We start from the raw sequence: 16,580 nt of genomic DNA on the forward strand, positions 1-16,580 counted from the left end.
CATGAGCCGGGACCGTTCATCGCCGCTCCGAGCGCCCCACCCGCGACAGCCGGAAAAACATGACGCCAGATGCATATTTGCAAGCAAAATAAAATGCCAAGACAGTCATCAACAACAGAAATGAGGATGCCAAGTAGATATTCTGATGAAAAAATGCCAGGCGATTCCCCCCCCTGTCTCCGGCAACCGCTTCCAGCAGGAAATAAATTGACACCCCGACCAGCGCACGCCCGTAGCCCGTGGTCGAATCAGCAATCGATCCACCTTGCGGATAATACTCACCCGTTCTTGCGTGAATCTTATTGCGCAGACAGAGCAACGCCCCGACGGGCAAACCCGTCAAACCGAGAACAGCGCCACCCCATACCGATGCCTTTGGAAGCCCGCCTCCCCAAGGCGTTAAAACACCGCAAGCAGACAGAAAAAATCCAAGCACCAATCCAATAATTGCCAGCATCAAAAATGATAGTTTCAACACCATGAAATTCTTCACATCGACGCCCTTGTCATCAAAAAAAATACCACCGCTCCTACAAGCCCATCAGAAACCCCTCCTACCGCTTCACACTAGAATGATGGTGGTCCCCGTTTTAGCGGGTAGCCGGTAGCATTTCAGCGTCCAGCTCACTTTCCATATCATCCATCATGCTTACTAAACCAACAAAATCAGCAGGATCACCTTGCCCCCATGGCTTTCGTGGTGCCGCAATGGGCAAAAGCATAGATATCTCTCTTTGGCCATGCTGCCTTGTCTTGGGCCTGGGTGACGAAGCGGATGCGGGGCTCCGGCTGGCCTTACCCCATGCCGCCACCAGATGATATGCCTAGATCCTGGGCATTTTCAACGCGTGGTTTGTGCCAAACACGGTTTCGCAGGCTTCAGAAATTATCATATCTTCGCTGCAGAGGCTTTTTACTGGCAACAAAAATCAAAAGCTGAATACACATAAAAATCAATGAAGTAGACAAAACGTAAATGACATCGCCGTCCACCAAATAATCTTCGCTCAACGCATGCGCCGGATAAAAAACCCATAGCACCGGAACCACCGTCAGCACGAATAGTATTTTTTTCCAGCGCGACACACCGTTCATCTCCGCTCGCCACCCCATGATACCAACCCAAAAAATACCAACGGTCATGAAAATGGATATAAGCGTTGCAATGACATACAACGAAATTCGATAGGCCACGTACGAGCCTTCACCCCCATCGGGAATCGGAAAGGGGTAGAAAATATTGCAAATCCAGACCCCAACGCTTGGGGAAAACTTCACCACAACGGCAGCCAACGACATCAGCACCAAATTAGCCAGCCCAACAATCTCCACTGGCACCCCTGCTTCAAACAATCTCTTTGCGCTACTTTTCATCCCTCCCCCTCCACCACTCTCAATAATTTAATAACCCCGCCACCTCGCACTGAAATATTCAAGTCTCCTGGGGACTCAACTGATCGCTCTTTCCCCTGGTAAAAAGCCAGCTCGGGGCTCAAGCAGGCGCACCCAAGCACGACGGCCATGGGGCCTGGACTCCCTGAAGAACGCGGGCTTCTGGGTAGTCCCCCGCCCCACCTACTCGCTGGCCTGCGCCGCCTCGTCGATCACCAGGTAGCGTTTGACCAGGTCGAAAAAGCTTTCGTAGAAGGTGTCCGCCGTGATGGTCTCGCTGCCTACACGCACCAGCGATTCGCTGCTCGACGAGAACGGCAGCGACACCGAGCCGATGGCACCCACGCCCAGGCTGGCCGAGTTGTTGGTCTTGCGCAGCGCAAAACTGTCCTGGATGGCGGTGACGAAGCCCAGGCTGATCTTGCCCGTGGGCGACTCAGGCACGCAGACCACGCGGATCACCATCTGCATGTGCGTCTCGGTACCGGGCTGGAAGTTCTTCTTGCCCTCCACCAGCTCGGCCGAGCTGGTGTTGATGAGATAGCCCTGGCTGAGCAGCGCCCGGCGCGATGCCTCGCAGGTCTGCGCCGGCGTGGCATCGAACAGCCGCGAGTAGGTGGCCAGCGAGCCGAACTTCTCCTGGGGTGCCTGGGGCCCCGGTGTGCTACTGGGAAGGGCGCCGCAGCCCGCGAGCAGCATGGCAACGCCAGCCAGCAGTGCGCAAAGCGGTCGACAGGCGCGTGACGTGGCGCCGCAAGGCAACAGGGCAGAAGGGTTCGAGGGCATCGTCGGATTCAAAAGCGGCACTCCGAAAAGGCAGGCATTGGAGGGTGGCCGGGGCGCCGGCACTGCGGACAACGACAGACAAAGGCAACGGCGGGCAACTGTCGCTGTGAGGCGCCGTACCTGCGGTCGGTTCCCTGCATTCTAAAAATGAAAATCGTCTCCAGGATGGCATGCCCATCGGGGCCGACGGTCGAACTGCGCAGTTCTCGGCCGAAGCACCATCATGCCATGTTGCTCTCATTTCGATAGCCCGCAAGCCCATCTGCACGACATTGGTCTTGATTGTTACAAATAGCCGCGCAAGTCGCGGGCGCAGGCGCAATACCTTGCGCCGTTACACATCTGGACATACAAAAAACCATTTACTACAAATACACTAGCCGGCTATGGGCCAGCTGGCGCCCCTATGGGAGGGGGCCGCACCAAGATGCCCGAGGAGGGCCGCGCCTTCGCGCGCGGTGAAGGAAGAGCTACGTGAACCAAAAACCTGACCTTTCGTTTTCCCTGGAACCCATTGAAAAGGAATCCGCCGCCAAGACCGTCTTCACGGAGCGCACCTGCCCGCGCTGCAAGTACGCGCGGCAGGCCAGCGACACGGCACCCGATTGGCAGTGCCCGAGCTGCGAAGTGGCCTACGACAAGGTAGACCCGCCCAAGCCGCGCGAACCCGAGGCCGCCGCCCCTGCGCCAGCGCCCTATGTCGGCAAGGCCGCGCGGCAGCGCGCGGAGGCTGCAGCGGCTGCCGAGGCTGCGGCGGCCGCCAAGAAGAAGGAAAAAGCCAAGAAAAAGGCCCCGCGCGAGCTGCCCACGACCTGGATTGCCCTGGCGCTGGCCGTGGTGGTGGGCCTGGGCCTGGTGGGCTGGAAGTACCAAGCCGACAAGGTCCGTGCGCAGGAGCGCATTGCCAAGGCCGAAGCCGATGCCCGCGCCGCCGAAGTGGCGGCGCAGAAGGCGGCGCAGGACCACCAGGCGCGCCTGAAGGACCTGGAGAAGCAGGCCCGCCGCACCGATGGCCCCGAGGCCGTGCAAGAGCTGCAGGCACTGGCCGCCAAGGGTGACCTGCGGGCCATGCTGGTGCTGGGCATCACGCTGCGCGACGGCCGCGGCGTGCCCAAGGACCAGGCCCAGGCCATGCAGTGGCTCACCAAGGCCGCCAACGAAGGCTATTCGCTGGCCAGCGTCCAGCTGGGCTACATCTACGAGCGCGGCCTGGGCGAGACCCAGCAGGCCGAGCAGGCCGAGAACTGGTACCTGCGCGCCGCGCGCCAGGGCGACCCATCGGGCCTGTACAGCCTGGGCCTGCTCTACTCCACGGGCCTGGACAACGTGGGCCGCCGGCCCGTGGCGGCCCACATGCTGCTGGACCTGGCCCAGCGCGCGCACAAGGAGCAGCAGCAGGACGACTCGCTCACCCCGCCCAACCGCGGCGCCTTCTGGGCCGCCGGCACGCAGCGCCGCCTGGCGCCCACGATGAGCATCGTGGAGGTGGCCGAGGCCAAACGCCTGGCCGACGCCTGGAAACCTGGCCAGCCCTTCGGCTTCTGAAGCGCCGAAGCCTTCGATGGCTTTGGAGTGGTGCTTCTAAGAGCGGCTAACAAAACTCAGCGAAGCGGTTCTGGCTAGGCGCTGCGTCGCAGGCAGTACGAGCAGTACGACAAGACGCTGCAACGACGCCAGAAGAGTTTTGTTAGCCGCTCTAAAGCCGACCCACTGAGCGGCAGATTACCGGCAGATACAGCCGCCGGGGCGCGGCGCGGGTACAGTGCAGGGCTTTCGTGGGCATTGCGCCAGCCAGCGCCTCGCCTGCGGTGCCTGTTTCCCCCCGCCCCTCCCCTCTTTCCCCTCCTCAGTTCCCCATGTCCAACCTCATCGTGCACGGCGGTACGCCGCTGCGTGGCCGCATCACCCCGTCTGCCAACAAGAACGCCGTGCTGCCGGTGCTGTGCGCCACCCTGCTCACCCGCGAGCCGCTGCGTCTGCACGGCGTGCCCGACATCACCGACGTGCGCAAGATCCTCGACATCTTTCGCATGCTGGGCAGCAGCGTGCACCTGGACGAGACCACGGGCACGCTGAGCCTGCACCACCAGAACACCGTGTTCGACCCTGCGCAGCACCGCCTGCCCGAGGAGATGCGCTCGTCCATCATGCTGATACCGCCGCTCCTGACGCGCTTTGGCGTGGCGCGGCTCGAAGACAACGTCAAGGGCTGTACCCTGGGCGTGCGCGAGATCGACCCGCATGTGGAGGTGTTCCAGCGCTTTGGCGGCACGGTGGAGCGCGCCGAGGGCTCGCTGCTGGTGCGCAGCCAGGGGCCGCTCACGCCCACGGACCACTGGCTCGACTACGCCTCCGTCACCACCACCGAGAACTTCGTACTCTGCGCCGTGGCGGCCAACGGCACCTCGACGCTGACGAATGCAGCGTCGGAACCGCACGTGCAGGAGTTCTGCCGCTTCATGGTGATGCTGGGTGCGCGCATCGACGGCATCGGCACCTCGCGCATCACGGTGCAGGGTGGCGCGGCGCTGGGCGGTGGCGAGTTCCGCTTCGATGAAGATTTCCACGAGATCACCACCTTCCTGGCGCTGGGGGCCATCACCGGCGGCGATGTGATCGTGCGCAACAGCGCGCCGGGCAACTTTCCGCTGATCGACCGCACCTTTGCCAAGTTCGGCGTGGTCGTCACGCACGAGGACGGCTGGTCGCGCGCGCACTGCCCCGGCCCGCTCAAGGTGCAGACGCCGTTCACCAGCAACGTGCTGACCAAGGTCGAGGCCGCGCCCTGGCCCTACTTCCCGGTGGACCTGCTGCCCATCTTCATCGCCCTCGGGGTGCGCGCGCAGGGCAATTGCATGTTCTGGAACAAGGTGTACGACGGCGCCCTGGGCTGGACGGGCGAGCTCTCCAAGTTCGGCGCCCACGTGTTCTCATCGGACCCGCACCGGCTCATCACCTTCGGCGGCAACCCGCTCTCGCCGGCCCTGGTGGAGAGCCCCTACATCATCCGCGTGGCCATCGCCCTGTTCATGGTGGCGGCCAGCATCGAGGGGCGCTCGGAGATCCGCAACGCCGCGCCCATCCGCCGCGCCCACCCGCGCTTCGTCGAAAACCTGCGCAGCCTGGGCGTGAACGTGGAGTGGACCAGCGAGGAATGAGCGTCTGAGCGTCTTGACCAGCGCTCTACCGGCGCCGGAACCAGAGCACGACGCCCAGGAAGACCACGCCGGTCAGGATGGGCGACCACGACATCAGCAACTCCAGCCAGGTCGATTTGCGGATGCCCGACCAGACCTCGACCTGCACGCGGTCGATGCGCAGGTTGCGCGACGACTCGAAGTCCAGGGCCGGAGCGGCCATGCGGTCTTCCTTGAAGCTCACGCCCTTGGAGGCCCCCACCATGGACACCGGCTGGCCCGCGCGGGCGCCCTTGTGCACCAGCTCGGGCAAAAACGAGATGGGTGACGGGCCATCGAACTGCAGGCCGGTCTGCCAGCGCGAACCGGCGTCGCCGTCGGCCAGCGCCACGCCCGAGACCTTGACGACGATGGTGAAGGGATTCTTGCTGGTGGGCAGCGACAGCTCGTCGCCGCGCCATCGTTCGGTGTCGGCGTAGATGCCCTTGCCCTTGTCACCCGGCTTTTGCGCCTGCTTTTCCTGGAAGCGCTGGAACTTCGCCAGGGTCTCGGGCGACAGGTCGTAAATTTTCTCCAGCGTCTTGCCATAGGCGCCGGCTTCGTCCTTGGCCTGCGCGCAAGGCAGGGCCGCCGCCAGCATCAGAAAAGCGACGGCAGCCCATCGCCACACGCTGCCCGGATGGGTGGCGCAAATCACGGTACGCATCTGAAACTTCCCCTCTTGTGCTCTTGTCGTTCGTTGTACACGCCGCCGGCATGCGCCGCGCAGCACGGAGTGTAGGAGACAATGCGCGTCCTTTTCACTGCCCGCCAGACGCCTCCTGCCCCATGCCCCTGCCTGCCGCTGCCCTGCTCTGCCTCGTGGTCGCCATCAGCGACGGCGACACCCTCACCGCACGCTGCGGCCCGCCGGGGGCCTACCAGCAGGTGAAGGTGCGCGTGGCAGCCATCGATGCGCCCGAGCGCAAGCAGGCCTTTGGCCAGAAAGCACGGCAGAACCTGGCGCAGATGTGCTTCAAGCGCCAGGCGACACTGCAGCCCATCGAGGAGGACAGCTATGGCCGCACGGTGGCCAATGTGCGCTGCGGCGGCACCGACGTGGCCACCGCGCAGGTGACGGCAGGCCTGGCCTGGGTGTACACGCCGTATGCCGAGCGGCACCCGCACCTGGCGCCGCTGCAGCGCCAGGCGCGCGCCCAGGGCGAAGGGCTGTGGGCACAGAAGCGCCCGCTGGCGCCATGGGACTACCGGCACCGGCACCCCAGGCCCTATGGCAAAGGCCCGGGCAGTGGTCTGCATGGCATGGGCTGACCCCGCCACCGGCTGACAACCCGCACTGTTGCCGTGGCGGTCACCTCTATGGCGGTGCACTTGCGCGCACCATCTCCAGGCGCTCCGGCAGCCTGCGCGCAAAGCCGGTAGCATCGGCAGGCACCCGGTATAAACCCTGAGGCCAGCGGCATGCCGTTTTTCTCCCGCCCTGCCTTGCAGACCACCTGCCCTTTCTCGCCGTCCAGCACCGCATCCCGTGTCCCAAACCTCCCAGCCTTCCCCCACACCGGCCCCCAGCGTCTACCGCCATTCGGGCTTTCTGGCCTTTCTCACCGCCCGCCTGATCGCGGTGTTCGCCACCCAGGTGCAGGCCGTGGTGGTGGCCTGGCAGGTGTATGACCTGACGCGCGAGCCGCTGGCCCTGGCCTACGTCGGCCTGGCGCAGTTTCTGCCCATGCTGTGCCTGCTGTTGCCGGCGGGCGATCTGATTGACCGCTTCGACCGCCGGCGTATCCTGGCCATCAGCTGGGCCGTGGGCGCCGTCTGCAGTGCGCTGCTGTGGTGGCTGTCGGGGCATGGCGCCACGGGGGTCACCGGCATCTATGCGGTGCTGGTGCTGTTCGGCTGCGCACGCGCCTTTTCGGGGCCGGCCATGCAGAGCCTGTTGCCGCAGATCGTGCCGCGCGAGCAACTGGCCCAGGCCATCGCCGCCAACAGCATGCTGATGCGCGCGGCCAGCATCGGCGGGCCGCTGCTGGGCGGCATGCTGTATGCCGTGGGCGGCGGCGAGCTGACCTATGCGCTGTGCTTCGTGTGCTTTGCGCTCGGGGCAGCGCTGCTGGCGCGTGTGGCGGTGGCCTACGCCACCCCCGCCGCAGCGGCGCAGGGCACCATGTGGCAACGCTTTGGCGCGGGCATCGTGTTCATCCGCTCGCGGCCCATCATCCTGGGCACCATTTCGCTGGACCTGTTCGCCGTGCTGCTGGGCGGCGTGGTGGCCTTGCTGCCCATCTACGCGCACGAGGTGCTGCACGTAGGCCCTGCCGGCCTGGGCGCGCTGCGCAGTGCCATGGCCGTGGGCGAGGTGGGCGCCGGGCTGTACCTGAGCATGCGGCCCTTCAACCGCAAGGTGGGGCAGACCATGTTCATCGCCGTGGCCATCTTCGGCGCGGCCAACCTGGTGTTCGCACTGTCCACGCTGTTCTGGCTGTCGTTCGCCGCGCTGCTGGTGGCCGGCGCTGCGGACATGGTGAGCGTGTACATCCGCGGCGCACTGGTGCAGTTCTCCACGCCCGACGAAATGCGCGGGCGCGTGAACGCAGTGAACATGCTGTTCATCGGCTCGTCCAATGAGCTCGGGGAGTTCCGCGCCGGCACCAGCGCCGCTTGGCTGGGGGTGGTACCGGCCGCCGTGCTGGGCGGCATCTGCACGCTGGGCGTGGTGGGGGCGTGGACGCTGGGCTTCAAGCAGCTGCGCAAGGTGGACAAGTTCGAGGAAGCGGCCAAGTCCCGCTGAGCCGGCGCGCACAGCGCCCCTACAACTGCTCACAACCTGCGGCGCATTTGTGTCGCCCGCGTAAAACCCGCCGCAGGCCCTTGCCTTGGCCCTGCGGCAGGCGCAGCATGGTGCCCCAGCCCTGCTTCAACAGGGCCGATGGATGCCTGCACCATGCTCCTGCACGACCTTGCCCCGCCCTCGCCCATCAACCGCCGCCAATGGCTGGCGCTGGCGGCCCTTGGCGCCTCTGCCAACGCGGTGCCGGCCTGGGCCACATCCGCCGCCGCACCGGCGGACCTGCCCGGCGAGGTACTGCCCGCCCGCCTGATGGACCGCATCACCTGGGGCTGCACGGCCCAGGGCGCACGGGCGCTGGCTGGCATGGGTCGGGAGGCATGGCTGGCCGCCCAGTTGCGCGGCCCCGCCAATGCGCCGCTGCCAGCCCAAGCGCAGGCGCAGATCGATGCCATGGCCATCACCAAGACCCCGTTTGAAACCCTGGCCCTGCAGATGGAGGCGCGCCAGCGCGAGGCCCGCGCCCTGCCCACCGAGGACGAGCGCAAGGCCGGCCTGGAAGCCTGGCAGAAGGACATGCGCAACCTGCAGCGCGAGGCCAGCCAGCGCTTTGTGCTGCGCGCGCTGTACTCGCCCGCCCAGTTGCGCGAGAAGATGACCTGGTTCTGGATGAACCACTTCAGCGTGTTCGCCGGCAAGGCCGACCTGCGCGCCAGCGTGGGCGACTACGAGGAGCGCGCCGTGCGCCCGCATGCGCTGGGCCGTTTCCGCGACCTGCTGGGGGCCACCACGCGCCACCCGGCCATGCTGCGCTACCTGGACAACGCGCAGAACGCCGCCGGCCGCATCAACGAGAACTATGCGCGCGAGCTGATGGAGCTGCACACCCTGGGCGTGGGCGGCGGCTACAGCCAGCAGGATGTGCAGGAGCTGGCGCGCGTGCTCACGGGCGTGGGCATCAGCCTGCGCCCGCTGGAGGACGAGCCCCCACGCATGAAGCCGGCCTTGCGCAGCCACTACGTGCGCCAGGGCCTGTTCGAATTCAACCCCCAGCGCCACGACTGGGAGTCCAAGACCCTGCTGGGCGCACCCATCCGTGCAGAGGGCCTGGCCGAGCTGGACGAGGCCCTGGACCGCCTGGCCCGGCACAGCGCCACGGCCCGCTTCGTCACGCGCAAGATGGCCGTCTACCTGGTGGGCGATGCGCCCCCGCCCGAGCTGCTCGACACCCTGGCCCGCACCTTCGAGCGCACCGATGGCGACATCGCCGCCGTGCTGGCCGAGCTGTTCCAGTCGAGCGCCTTCCAGGCATCGCTGGGCCAGCGCTTTCGCGACCCGGTGCAGTACCTGCTGGCCGGTGCGCGCCTGGTGCATGGCGAGCAGCAGGTGCTGGCGAGCACCGATCCCCTGCTCAACTGGCTGCAGCGCCTGGCCGAGCCGCTGTATGGCCGCGCCACGCCGGACGGCTACCCGCTGGATACCGCGACCTGGTCGGGCTCGGGCCAGATGAGCACGCGCTTCGAGGCGGCGCGTGTGCTGGGTGCCGGAGCCCTGGCACCAACCGATGCGCAGGGCAAGCGCCCGCCGCTACCGGCGCTCTCGCAAACGCCCTATCTGCAGCAGATCGACGCCACCCTGGCACCCGCCACGCGCGCCGCCCTGGTGCAGGCGACGTCGCCGCGCGAATGGAACCTTTTGTTCCTTTCCTCACCCGAATTCATGCACGGCTGAAAGGACTCCCCATGCTGCGAAGACACTGCCTGCAGGCCCTGGGCGCTAGCGCACTGGGCTTGGCCACCGCATCGGCCCAGGTCGCAGCAGCCCCGCGCGCGGGCGATGCGCGCCTGCTGCTGGTGTTCCTGCGCGGCGGCTACGACTGCGCGAGCCTGCTGGTGCCCACCAGCAGCAGCTTTTATTACGAAAGCCGGCCCAACATTGCCATTGCCCGCCCGGGGGCAGAAGGCGGTGCGCTGGAGCTGACCAGCGACTGGGGCCTGCACCCGGTGCTGGCGCCTTCGCTGCTGCCGCTGTACCAGCGGCGCGAACTGGCCTTCGTGCCCTTTGCCGGCACGGACGACCTCTCGCGCAGCCATTTCGACACGCAGGACAGCATCGAGCTGGGCCAGCCCCTCTCTGGGCGGCGCGACTACGGATCGGGCTTCTTGAACCGGCTGGCGGCCGAGCTGGGAGCCAAGCGGGACAAGGCGTCTCCGATGGCCTTCACCAGCACCCTGCCCCTGGTGCTGCGCGGCGCGGTGGACGTGCCCAACACGGCGCTGGCCGCTGCAGCAGGAAAAGCCGGCGTGGACGAACGCCAGGCCGGGCTCATCGACATGATGTACCGCAGCACCGCGCTGGCCGGCCCGGTGGCCGAGGGCTTCGCCACCCAGGCCGAGGTGGTGCGCAGCATGCAGGGCGAGATGGACGCGGCCAGCCGAAACGCGCTGAGCACCAAGGGCTTGGAGGGCACGGCCCGGCGTATGGCGCGGCTCATGCAGACGCGCTACCACCTGGGCTTTGTCGACGTGGGCGGGTGGGACACGCATGTGGGCCAGGGCAATGCCACAGGTGCGCTGGCCAACCGCTTCGAGGAGCTGGGCCGGGGCCTGGCCGGCTTTGCCGACGAGATGGGCGCCACGGCCTGGAAGAACACTGTGGTGGTGGTGGTCAGCGAGTTCGGCCGCACCTTCCGCGAGAACGGTAACCGCGGCACCGACCACGGCCACGGCACCGTCTTCTGGGTGCTGGGCGGTGGCGTGGCGGGCGGGCGCATCGCGGGCGAGCAGCAGGCGCTGAGCGCCACCACGCTGTTCCAGAACCGCGACCACCCGGTGCTCAACGACTACCGCGCCGTGCTCGGCGGCCTGTTCGGCCGTTTGTACGGGTTGAATGCCACGGCCCTGGCCCGGGTGTTCCCGGGCGCACGCGCCAGCGATCTGCGGCTCGTGTGAGCCGCGAGCGCATCACGCGTTGAGGACCCCGCTCATCAGCTCGGGCAGGCGCTCGATCTTCATCTTGAAGCCGCAGGCCTGCGCATGGCCGCCCCCGCCCATGCTTTCGGCCAGGGCGATGCAGTCGAAGTTGCGCTGCGAGCGCAGCCCCGCCTTCACGCCCTTGGCACCGGCGCTCCACATCAGCGCAAAGGTGCCGGTTTGGGCTGAAAGGATGTCGCCCACCAGGCTATGGAACATGCCGGGCGCATTCACCATCAACCCCTCGATGCCGTTGAACACCAGGGGCTGGGCGCCTTCGGCGATGTCGGCGCAGAGCTTTCGGTACTTCTCGTCCATGGCCGAACCGCGCGCCATGAAACGCTCCAATTGCTCGGGCGTGAAGCTGGCAATCTCCTGCCAGCGCTCGAAGGTCTGCGTCTCCATGTCCAGCGCCGACAGGAAGGCCGCACTCTCGGGGAACTCCCACTTCCAAATATCGCGGTCTTCCACATACTGCAGCAGCGCCGGCACGGGCTGGTGCGGGTGGAAGAACTCCCAGGCCAGGCGCGCACCGGACTTGTCCATGTCGAAGTGCACCACGCCGCAGCGGCAGGCAAAGCCGGTGAGCTTTTCGGCCGCGCTCTTGTGGTGGTCGAGCATCACCAGCCGTGCCGCGCGCTCGTCGATGGCCGAGAGGATCTCGGCCGAGAACGAAAAGTCCAGGATGTAGACCGAGCGGCCATCGAGCGCGGGCAGGTCGTCCACCGACTGCACGTCGCCATGGTCCAGGCCCACGTATTCGGCCCTGTCGCCGTAGTACAGCCAGGCCGCGAGCGCGGCGCCAAAGCCGTCCGGGCAGTTGCGGCCGTGGTAGAGCACCAGGGGCGAGGGGTCGTTCAGATCGGGGGCAACCAGCAGTTGCAGGGGAAGAATCGATTTTTTCATCATTGCCGCCGATTGTCGCGCGCCTGCGTGACGGCGGGAACCAATACATTGCAGACGGGCTCGATAGGGTATGGTGTTTCGCATTCCATCCCCCTCGCTCTCCACCTTCTTTGGCCGGCCCATGTTCCAGACCCTCAAAGAACTGTTCGACAGTTTCACCGCCCCCTTTTCGCCTGAGGCCACCCCTGCCGAGCGCGCCCATTCCGTGCAGCTGGCGGCTGCCGTGCTGCTGGTGGAGGTGGTTCGCGCAGACGCCTCCATGGACTCAGCGGAGCGCGATGCCATGGTCCACGCCTTGCGCGAACGTTTCTCGCTCACCGACGACGAGATCCACCGCTTGCTGGAGCTGGCCGTGGACACCGCCAAAACCGCCTACGACTACCAGCGCTTCACCGGCAACCTCAATGACCACTTCACCCAGCCGCAGAAGATCGAACTCGTCGAGGCGATGTGGCAGGTGGCCTATGCCGATGCCCGCCTGGACGAGAACGAGATGCACGCCATCAGCAAGGTGGCCGGGCTGCTGCACGTGACGCACGGCGAGTACATCGCTGCCAAGATGCGCGCCAAGGAAGCGGCTGGCGTATGAGAGGCTGAGAATCTTTCATCCATGCCCGCTGTGCACGCCAAAACACCCCGGCTCGTCGTTGCAAATGCTCGCCATAGCCCTAGCTATGGCTGCGCTTTGCGCCTAGATCCAGTGCGTTTTGACGCGCCCCTCGGACACGGCCAAAAAATTCTCAGCCTCTGAACCGCTATACCGGCAGCCAGCGCCACCAGAAGGGCGTTTTCACTTCGCGCGCTCCACGCTCCTGCAGCAGCTGCACAAACTCCTTGCGGCCATGGCGCCTGGCCGCCTGCAGCGGCGTCATGTCGTCGAACTCCGAGCGCAACTCTGGGTCCGCGCCGTTGTCGAGCAGGTAGTGCGCGATGGCCCCGTGCCCGTGGATGAGTGCGGCCACCAACGGCGTGCACAGGATCTCGGGGTGCTGGTAGTTGGGGTTCACGCCCGCGCTGATGTGGTGGCGCACCAGCGCCAAGTCGCCTGCCACGGCGGCGGCATACATGTCTTTCCAATCGCCTGCGGACATGAAGGGGGTCTCCTTGGTTGCAGATCAGCGTGGCTTGCCGTACCTGGCTGAGTACTCGGCAGCCAGCTTGCGCGCAGCCACCTGCCCCTTGGCATCGAGGATGCTCAGCAGCTGCGCCCGGTTCTTGATGGCGTGGGGCTCGCCAGCACTGGCCGGCATGTCGATCCAGGCAAAGGCCTGCACATAGTCCTGCGGCACGCCATGGCCCTGGGCGAAGAGCAGGCCGTATTCGTTCTGCGCGGCCAGCGAGCCGGCCTCGGCCGCCTTGCGGTACCACAACGCGGCCTTCTCGTGGCTCTGGGGCACACCGGCGCCCTTGCGGTAGGACTGGCCCAGGTTGAACTGCGCCTGCACGTCGCCCTTCTCGGCGGCCAGCGTGGCGTAGTGCTCTGCACGCTGCATATCCTGCGGCACGCCATCGCCCTTGGAGTACATCAGGCCCAGGTTGGCCATGGAGGGCGTGTAGCCTGCCTGCGCCGCCTCGGTGAACAGCGCGACCGCCTTCTTCAGGTCCTTGCCCACGCCCTGGCCTGTGTAGTAGAGGCTGGCCAGCATGTGCTTGCCGGCAGCGTCGCCGGCATTCGCCGCCGCACTGAATTCCTTGAAGGCGGCGGCATAGTCGCCCTTGCCGTAGGCGGCGATGCCGTCGTTCACAGCGGCTTGGGCAAGGGCGGGCAATGACATGGCGGCTCCCAGGGTCAAGGCGGCAGCAATGGCGCGCAACATCATCATCGGCGTGGGCTCCTTCGGCAAACAGGGATCATGAATTGGCCGCATTCTGGCATGCCCGGCCGAAAGTGTCCGCTCGGCACAGGCTCTGGCCAGGTCGCCCCAAAAATCACCCGCCTTGTGCCATCTGGTGGATGGTCTGCGCCAGCCGATCCGGGCACGAGAAGTAGGCCGAGTGGCTCGCATCGAGCGAGGCCACACTGGCGCAGAGCGAGGCGGCCTGCATCTGCCGCTGCAGCGCAATCGTCACGGCCCGGTCCTGCGTGAGCTCGATGTAATGCCGGCGCACCCGGCCATAGCGCTCAGGGGTGAGCTTCAGCCGCGTGAGCGCGGGCAGCGCGGGCTCGGGCGTCAGCAGCGCGCTCGCCAGGGCCACATCGGCATCGGAGCAGTCGGCATACAGCGTCTCCCGGTAGGCCTCGGGTGCCAGGCTGTCGGTGAGCGTGGCCCGGTGGATGCGCAGGTGCGTGCGCACCAGCGAATCCCGGTCCTGGCGGAAAAAGTCGGCCACGCGCTCGCCGCTCTGGAGCATGTAGGCCGCCAGGTAGGCCACGCCTGCCACCTTGCCGGGCCGCACCATCTCGGCCACGGTGGAGGCGACGATGCCGCCCCGGCTGTGTGCGACGATGAAGACCGGGCCATCGAGCGCATCGACCAGCCGGCACACATGCCGCGCCATGTCGGCGAGCGTGGTGCGCCCGCGCGCCAGTCGCCAGTGGCGGCCGTGCGCAGGCAGGTCGGGCACGTGCACGACATGCCCTGCCGCTTGCAGGTGCGGCACGACCTTGTGCCAGCACCAGGCGCCATGCCAGCTGCCGTGAAGAAGAACAATATTCATGGTGTTCAAGGGCTTTTTGCAAGCCGGAAGTGGTGAAATCAGCCCGCACGATACGCAGCCACGCCCGGCACGGCTCGCCATTTGCGGACCTGCGAATGCCCCGCACCCTGCCCGATAGCGCCACCCCATCGCCCCACACCCTCACCATGACCCCGCTCCACATCCTCTGGCGCGACGAGCACCTCGTCGCCGTCTACAAGCCAGCCGGCTGGCTGGTGCACCGCACGGGGCTCGACGCGGGCGAGACGCGCTTTGTGATGCAGACCCTGCGCGACCAGTTGGGCCAGCATGTGTACCCGGTGCACCGGCTGGACAAGGGCACCTGCGGCGTGCTGGTGATGGCGCTGCACAGCGACGCGGCGCGCGCCCTGTCGCAGGCTTTCGAGCACCATGCCACGCACAAGCGCTACCTGGCCATGGTGCGCGGCTTTGCGCCGGCAGCGGTGGAGGTGGACCACGCCCTCAAACCCGACGACGCCCCGGCCGATGCGCCGGTGCAGGACGCGCACACGCGCTTTCGCACCCTGGCGCAACTGACCCTGCCCGAGGCCAGCGACCCGCGCTTTGCCAGCACCCGCGCTTCGCTGGTGGAGGCCGTGCCCACCACCGGCCGGCGCCACCAGATCCGCCGGCACCTCAAGCACCTGGCCCACCCCATCATCGGCGACGCCACGCACGGCAAGGGCCCGCTGAATCGCTGGTGGGCCGAGCGCCTGGGTCTGCAGCGGCTGTGGCTGCATGCCTGGCAGCTGCAGGTGCCGCACCCGGTGACGGGCGAAACACTGGTGTTCGACAGCGGGCTCAGGCTGGAGGCAGGCGATGGCGTGCAGCAGGCCGCCCCCACCGCCGACTGGCAGCGCCTGCTGGCAGAGCGCCCCTGGTGCATGGTCCCGTAACGCGGGCGACATGCAGCGGACGGCTGGCCCCGAATAATGGGTTTTCCCCAGAACAACGGAGACCGCACGCATGACCACCCCGACCACCGGCAACAACCGCGTCCTCGCCCACACGGGCTCACGCTACCCCATCATCCAGGCGCCCATGGGCTGGATCGCTCGCACGCAGTTGGCCTCTGCCGTGTCGCGCGCCGGCGGGCTGGGCATCATCGAGACCTCGTCGGGCGAAACCGCCAACTGCCAGGCCGAGATCACCAAGATGCGCGCCCTCGGCCTGCCCTTCGGCGTGAACCTGCCCATCCGCTTTCTGAAGGACGACGCCATGCTGCGCTTCGTCTGCGCCTCGGGCGTGCGCTTCGTCACCACCTCGGCCGGCAGCCCGGCCAAGTTCATCGCACCGCTCAAGGACGCAGGCATCACCGTCTACCACGCCGTGCCCACGCTGGAGGCCGCGCTCAAGTGCGTGGATGCGGGCATCGACGGCCTGGTGGTCGAGGGCGGCGAAGGTGGTGGCTTCAAGAACCCCGAGGAGGTCTCGACCCTGGTGCTGCTGCAGGCCATCCGCGCACGGGTCGATGTGCCGCTGGTCGCCGCCGGCGGCATCTGCGACGGGCGCGGCATGGCTGCGGCCTTTGCCCTGGGCGCCGAGGCGGTGCAGATGGGCACGCGCTTCGTGAGCTGCGCCGAAAGCCCGGTGCACGCCAACTACAAGAACGCCATCGTGGGCGCCAGCACCACCGGCACCTGGATGCTCAACACCCGCGCCAGCCCCTGCATCCGCGCGCTCAAGTCCGAGCGCACTGCGGCGATTCACGAAGCCGGGCTGATGCCGGCGGACAGCTTCGAGGGCATACAGCGCGTGTACTTTGGCGGCGACATGGAGGCTGCGCCTGCACTGGCGGGGCAGACGGCGGGGTTGATCGATTCCGTCAAGACGGCGCAGCAGATCATTGACGATACGGTGGCGGAGTTTTTTTCCATCACGGCGCGCATGGGTGCGATGGGCACGGCGCGTTCCTTCGGTTGATGGGTGGTGGGTGGTGGGTGG

Annotated in this window: 17 protein-coding genes; 9 read left to right on the forward strand and 8 right to left on the reverse strand. The window is 66.6% G+C overall.

Translation table 11 applies throughout. The features are described 5' to 3' along the window. Positions 1–16 precede the first annotated feature (16 nt). From ACSQ9E_RS19905 to ACSQ9E_RS19915, 3 genes are all read right to left on the reverse strand, one after another. Positions 17–481, reverse strand: coding sequence for a hypothetical protein (locus ACSQ9E_RS19905; protein ID WP_436218939.1), 465 nt, complete (start codon positions 479–481; stop codon positions 17–19). Positions 482–879: 398 nt separating this feature from the next. After that, entirely contained in the window at positions 880–1,374 is a 495-nt protein-coding gene (locus ACSQ9E_RS19910) for a hypothetical protein (protein ID WP_436218940.1), read from the reverse strand. Positions 1,375–1,575: 201 nt separating this feature from the next. Beyond that, positions 1,576–2,091 (reverse strand): DUF2242 domain-containing protein, encoded by a 516-nt coding sequence (locus ACSQ9E_RS19915; protein WP_235514806.1) that lies wholly within the window; start codon positions 2,089–2,091, stop codon positions 1,576–1,578. 561 nt (positions 2,092–2,652) lie between these two features. Between ACSQ9E_RS19915 and ACSQ9E_RS19920 the strand changes: the two genes are divergently transcribed. Next, complete coding sequence (locus ACSQ9E_RS19920) at positions 2,653–3,723, forward strand: tetratricopeptide repeat protein (RefSeq protein WP_057269446.1); 1,071 nt, start codon at positions 2,653–2,655, stop codon at positions 3,721–3,723. Positions 3,724–4,034: 311 nt separating this feature from the next. Further along, positions 4,035–5,336 carry a UDP-N-acetylglucosamine 1-carboxyvinyltransferase gene (locus tag ACSQ9E_RS19925; protein WP_436218941.1) on the forward strand — a complete coding sequence of 434 codons (1,302 nt, stop codon included), beginning with the start codon at positions 4,035–4,037 and terminating at the stop codon, positions 5,334–5,336. A gap of 25 nt (positions 5,337–5,361) precedes the next feature. Here ACSQ9E_RS19925 and ACSQ9E_RS19930 read toward each other — a convergent pair whose 3' ends face one another. Then, entirely contained in the window at positions 5,362–6,021 is a 660-nt protein-coding gene (locus ACSQ9E_RS19930) for a hypothetical protein (protein ID WP_436218942.1), read from the reverse strand. 122 nt (positions 6,022–6,143) lie between these two features. Here ACSQ9E_RS19930 and ACSQ9E_RS19935 point away from each other — a divergent pair, with 122 nt between their 5' ends. From ACSQ9E_RS19935 to ACSQ9E_RS19950, 4 genes are all read left to right on the forward strand, one after another. Next, positions 6,144–6,626 carry a thermonuclease family protein gene (locus ACSQ9E_RS19935; RefSeq protein WP_436218943.1) on the forward strand — a complete coding sequence of 161 codons (483 nt, stop codon included), beginning with the start codon at positions 6,144–6,146 and terminating at the stop codon, positions 6,624–6,626. A gap of 217 nt (positions 6,627–6,843) precedes the next feature. Beyond that, a complete protein-coding gene (locus tag ACSQ9E_RS19940; protein WP_436218944.1) occupies positions 6,844–8,103 on the forward strand; it encodes an MFS transporter in 1,260 nt (419 codons plus the stop codon). A gap of 153 nt (positions 8,104–8,256) precedes the next feature. Then, entirely contained in the window at positions 8,257–9,831 is a 1,575-nt protein-coding gene (locus tag ACSQ9E_RS19945; RefSeq protein ID WP_057206744.1) for a DUF1800 domain-containing protein, read from the forward strand. Between the two features lie 11 nt (positions 9,832–9,842). Then, positions 9,843–11,051 carry a DUF1501 domain-containing protein gene (locus ACSQ9E_RS19950; protein ID WP_436218945.1) on the forward strand — a complete coding sequence of 403 codons (1,209 nt, stop codon included), beginning with the start codon at positions 9,843–9,845 and terminating at the stop codon, positions 11,049–11,051. Positions 11,052–11,063: 12 nt separating this feature from the next. Here the strand turns inward: ACSQ9E_RS19950 and ACSQ9E_RS19955 are convergent, their stop codons facing one another. Continuing rightward, the gene (locus ACSQ9E_RS19955; RefSeq protein WP_082608303.1) at positions 11,064–11,981 is read right to left on the reverse strand and encodes a DHH family phosphoesterase; all 918 of its coding nucleotides are present in this window, start codon (positions 11,979–11,981) and stop codon (positions 11,064–11,066) included. A gap of 118 nt (positions 11,982–12,099) precedes the next feature. Here ACSQ9E_RS19955 and ACSQ9E_RS19960 point away from each other — a divergent pair, with 118 nt between their 5' ends. After that, positions 12,100–12,567, forward strand: coding sequence for a TerB family tellurite resistance protein (locus ACSQ9E_RS19960; protein WP_057269470.1), 468 nt, complete (start codon positions 12,100–12,102; stop codon positions 12,565–12,567). Positions 12,568–12,733: 166 nt separating this feature from the next. On the opposite strand, the gene ACSQ9E_RS19965 is transcribed toward ACSQ9E_RS19960, so the two are convergent. From ACSQ9E_RS19965 to ACSQ9E_RS19975, 3 genes are all read right to left on the reverse strand, one after another. Further along, complete coding sequence (locus tag ACSQ9E_RS19965) at positions 12,734–13,069, reverse strand: ankyrin repeat domain-containing protein (RefSeq protein ID WP_436218946.1); 336 nt, start codon at positions 13,067–13,069, stop codon at positions 12,734–12,736. 24 nt (positions 13,070–13,093) lie between these two features. After that, a complete protein-coding gene (locus ACSQ9E_RS19970) occupies positions 13,094–13,801 on the reverse strand; it encodes a tetratricopeptide repeat protein (protein WP_436218947.1) in 708 nt (235 codons plus the stop codon). Between the two features lie 106 nt (positions 13,802–13,907). Beyond that, positions 13,908–14,636: an alpha/beta fold hydrolase gene (locus ACSQ9E_RS19975; protein ID WP_436218948.1), complete on the reverse strand. Its 729-nt coding sequence runs from the start codon at positions 14,634–14,636 to the stop codon at positions 13,908–13,910. 146 nt (positions 14,637–14,782) lie between these two features. Here ACSQ9E_RS19975 and ACSQ9E_RS19980 point away from each other — a divergent pair, with 146 nt between their 5' ends. Together ACSQ9E_RS19980 and ACSQ9E_RS19985 are read left to right on the forward strand one after the other, a co-directional pair. Continuing rightward, complete coding sequence (locus ACSQ9E_RS19980) at positions 14,783–15,532, forward strand: pseudouridine synthase (RefSeq protein WP_436218949.1); 750 nt, start codon at positions 14,783–14,785, stop codon at positions 15,530–15,532. Positions 15,533–15,602: 70 nt separating this feature from the next. Then, on the forward strand, positions 15,603–16,559 hold the full coding sequence (locus ACSQ9E_RS19985) for an NAD(P)H-dependent flavin oxidoreductase (RefSeq protein WP_436218950.1): 957 nt from the start codon (positions 15,603–15,605) through the stop codon (positions 16,557–16,559). The last annotated feature ends 21 nt before the right edge of the window (positions 16,560–16,580 follow it).

Origin of the sequence: Acidovorax sp. LjRoot118 (assembly GCF_964253575.1) — a bacterium.
Lineage (GTDB): Bacteria > Pseudomonadota > Gammaproteobacteria > Burkholderiales > Burkholderiaceae_C > Acidovorax.